The sequence below is a fragment of the Belnapia moabensis DSM 16746 genome (genome assembly GCF_000745835.1).
Classification (GTDB): domain Bacteria; phylum Pseudomonadota; class Alphaproteobacteria; order Acetobacterales; family Acetobacteraceae; genus Belnapia; species Belnapia moabensis.
Window position 1 is genome coordinate 1 of sequence record NZ_JQKB01000208.1, and the last position, 3,334, is coordinate 3,334.

The 3,334-nt window shown below is 63.8% G+C and carries 4 protein-coding genes; 2 read left to right on the forward strand and 2 right to left on the reverse strand.

The window, feature by feature from the left end; all coding sequences use genetic code 11:
- Nucleotides 1–344: 344 nt before the first annotated feature.
- Nucleotides 345–542: a hypothetical protein gene (locus EP26_RS30170; protein WP_084113173.1), complete on the reverse strand. Its 198-nt coding sequence runs from the start codon at nt 540–542 to the stop codon at nt 345–347.
- 250 nt (nt 543–792) lie between these two features.
- Nucleotides 793–1,398: an antibiotic biosynthesis monooxygenase gene (locus EP26_RS30175; RefSeq protein WP_043345045.1), complete on the reverse strand. Its 606-nt coding sequence runs from the start codon at nt 1,396–1,398 to the stop codon at nt 793–795.
- Nucleotides 1,399–1,691: 293 nt separating this feature from the next.
- Between EP26_RS30175 and EP26_RS30180 the strand changes: the two genes are divergently transcribed.
- Together EP26_RS30180 and EP26_RS30185 are read left to right on the forward strand one after the other, a co-directional pair.
- On the forward strand, nt 1,692–2,333 hold the full coding sequence (locus EP26_RS30180) for a DUF1326 domain-containing protein (protein ID WP_043345049.1): 642 nt from the start codon (nt 1,692–1,694) through the stop codon (nt 2,331–2,333).
- Nucleotides 2,334–2,359: 26 nt separating this feature from the next.
- Nucleotides 2,360–3,148 carry a DUF2182 domain-containing protein gene (locus tag EP26_RS30185; protein ID WP_043345047.1) on the forward strand — a complete coding sequence of 263 codons (789 nt, stop codon included), beginning with the start codon at nt 2,360–2,362 and terminating at the stop codon, nt 3,146–3,148.
- Nucleotides 3,149–3,334: the final 186 nt, after the last annotated feature.

Below are 3,334 nucleotides of genomic sequence, written 5' to 3' on the forward strand. Positions count from 1 at the left end.
TTGCCAAGCGGCCGCAGCGGATCCGCTCCATCTTTCAGCACCCGCAATTCCGCTACGCCGCGTAGTCAAGACAATGGGGGCCGCCTCAATAAGAGCGATCACTGGCTTGCTCAGCCAGATTTCTGCACTCGCCGCGACCCGCGCCATTGGGGGTTGGTACCGACTATGACAACTGCATCCACCTCTGGCCTACCCACCTCGATGATGGCGTCCCGTAGCTCCGGCTCGGGGGTGTGCGATCAGCACCGGTTCGCCGCACCTGAGCCCTTTCACATGCCCCACTGCGAAGCCACTGTTTTCAAAGAACCGGCTCGCCTGTTCGTCGCCAACAGGCATGTAGGGCGTCACGAGTCCGATGCGCAGTGAAGTGCTGCCAGGATTGCGTCGGCCCCGAGCGTCACGCCTACCCGCCCGTTGCTCCTGGCCAACAGCCTCTCCCGAAGAAGACGGGCACCGACGACACCGCCAGCGGACTCAGCCGCGGTGGCGAGAATAATGTGGTCGGGCTCCAAGGTCAGCACCTCGTCCATGCCGTCCACCATGGTAGCGCGCATGTTCTCCAACTGCTGGCTGAACTCCGCGTCGGTCCGGGTCGGGGCATTGGGGTGGGGAACCCTCGGACGTGGTTGGTGACGCCGGGCGGGCGCATGGCATCGTACTCAGGCTGTACGCAGGTATTGGTGGAGGGCACGAGCACCCCAAGCTTCATGCGCCACCCGAGCGTGTCCACCATCGTCGTCTCCCTTGGGCCGAAGCACGGCCGGAATGACAGCCCGCCCAGGCTGGATGCGGTCACGCCATCGCCAGGACGGCGGTCTGTCCCGAGGCCGCCACCCGGACACTGACGTTCGGCTGGTGCTTGTTCATGACCGCCAGGGCGGTCTCATGCGCCTCCCAAGCGTGCTCACGATTATCGAAGAACAGGACGGAAGCCCCCCGCGTCTGATCGTCTGCGGAGCGCAGCCAGTAGGCGCCTCGGAAACCAGGGACCTTTTGGGTCGTGGCCAGCATCTCCTCGACGACCGGCTGCTGGATCGCGGTGGAGGGCAGGTTCTCCGCCTTTCTTACCATGCAGTAGAGGGATTGAGCCGATCCACCGCTCTGCGGCGTGGCCATGGCGTGCGGCCCGACATCGCCCAGGAACCGCTCGGTCGGTTGACTGAGCCCAGCGAGATTGCCGGACACCCATTCGCCGATTTTCGGCCGGGCTTCCGCTGCCGCTGTGCCGCTCTCCCAGACGGAGACGGAGACGATGTCGCCCTGCTCGCTTCCGAAGGCTGCGTATCCGTAGAAGCCCGGTTGGTCTTTCAAGATTGGGACGAGCCCATGCTGGGCTTTCGGTGCCGCTTCCGCGGTCATCCCCGCAGCGCCCGCGTAGCGGCTGATCATGATGTGCATTTTGCTTCTCCCTACCCCTGAGGGGGCAGAAGATGCTGCTCCCCAGGAACCACGCGGGTCAACGATGACGGGGATAGCGGAAGCGCCCTGGCGGTTTGCTGCGAACATTCAGCACTGCGTCGGAGCAGAACCGCCAAATGCCCCTGCCCACAACGGCCGCGTGTGCTGTTTCGGCTGTAGTTCCCGCGTGCTTCGCCCTCAGGGACCACTTAGAGTTGCCGGACGAGGTAGGTCCCGTGGTCCCGTTCCTAAACCTGGGCTGGGCGCAGCCGTGTACGCCGGAGTTCGCACCGATGACACATGTCGATTGGAGCATCGAGGGTCCCGAGTACGTTAACTGCAACTGTGCTTGGGGATGCCCGTGCCAGTTCAATGCTCTACCAACCGATGGTACCTGCCGCGCTATCGCCGGTATGCGCATTGAGCAGGGCCACTTCGGGAGCACGCGCCTGGACGGTCTGGCATGGGTTGGCACCTATGGTTGGCCCGGTCCCATCCACTTAGGTAATGGCAGCCAGCAGTTCTTTATCGACGAGCGCGCCGATGCAGACCAGCGCAAGGCATTGATCGAGATACTGCATGGCCGGGAGACCGAGCCGGGCGCCACTGTCTTCCAAGTATTCTCGACGACGATGAGCAACGTGCTCGACCCGGTGTTCACCAAAATCGAGATCGAGATCGACCCCGATGCCTGCCGCGGGCGGATCGTTGTGCCGGGCGTGATCGACTCCACCGGCACGCCGATCAAGAGCCCCTTCACTGGTCAGGATCACCGTGTACGTGTCTCGCTTCGCAGCGGCTTTGAGTACACAGATGCCGAATACGGCAGCGGCTCGACGACGGCAACCGGTGGGGTAAGCCTCGACTTCAAGGACAGCTACGGCCAGTTTGCCCGCATCCATCTAACCCAGAACGGTATCCCAAAACGCCCGTGACTGCCCCTAGAAGCCTGCTCGAACGCATGTTGGCGCGGGATCGCATCGCCGTTCTGACCGCGATTGCGGGCTTAACGGCGCTGTCCTGGGCCTACCTCGCAATGATGGCTGGTGGTATGCACGGCGGCATGCCGGACGTGCCCGGGATGGCAGATGCCTCGCGCCTTGGCCCGTGGACGACGGCGTACTTCGTCATGATGCTCGGGATGTGGGCGGTGATGATGGTAGGCATGATGCTCCCCGCCGCGGCGCCGATGATCCTGTTCTTCGCCACCTTCGCCCGGCGCAGCCGGGACCAGGGCCACACCGTGACGCCTGTGGGTGCCTTTGTCGCGGGCTACCTTGTGGTCTGGTCTGCCTTCGCACTCGTCGCCACTACCTTGCAGTGGGCGTTGGACCGGCTCGCGCTCCTCTCGTCTCACATGTCCACCATCAGCCCCGTCTTGGGCGGTATCATCCTCGTCGCCGCCGGGCTCTACCAATGGTCGCCGCTCAAGGATGCCTGTTTGGGACTGTGCCGCTCGCCGCTCGCCTTCATTATGGGGCGCTGGCGGGCTGGAGCCGGTGGCGCCCTCCGCATGGGCGTAGAGCACGGGGCCTTCTGCGTCGGGTGCTGCTGGGCGCTGATGGCGCTGCTGTTCGTCGGCGGGGTGATGAACCTCCTTTGGGTGGCAGCCATCACACTGGCCGTACTGACCGAGAAGCTGGCGCCGCAGGGTAGGTGGATCGCCAAAGCATTCGGCGTTGCGCTGGTGCTTGGCGGCGTTTGGGCGATTGTAGCCGGGCTCGGTCATGGCCCGATCGAGCATGGGTAGGCTCGATCGGTGCTCGAGGCCGCGGAATGGCTGATCCAGTGTTCCACCGAGTACCCACTTGTCCGCTGGTGTTTCAAGCGCGAATGAGCAGCCTAGAGGGTGTTATGGACCTTCTCGGTAGTATTCTTCAGTATGAAGAATGCAGCGTGCCCGCAAGCCATACCCGTCCGACGTCTCCGATGAAGA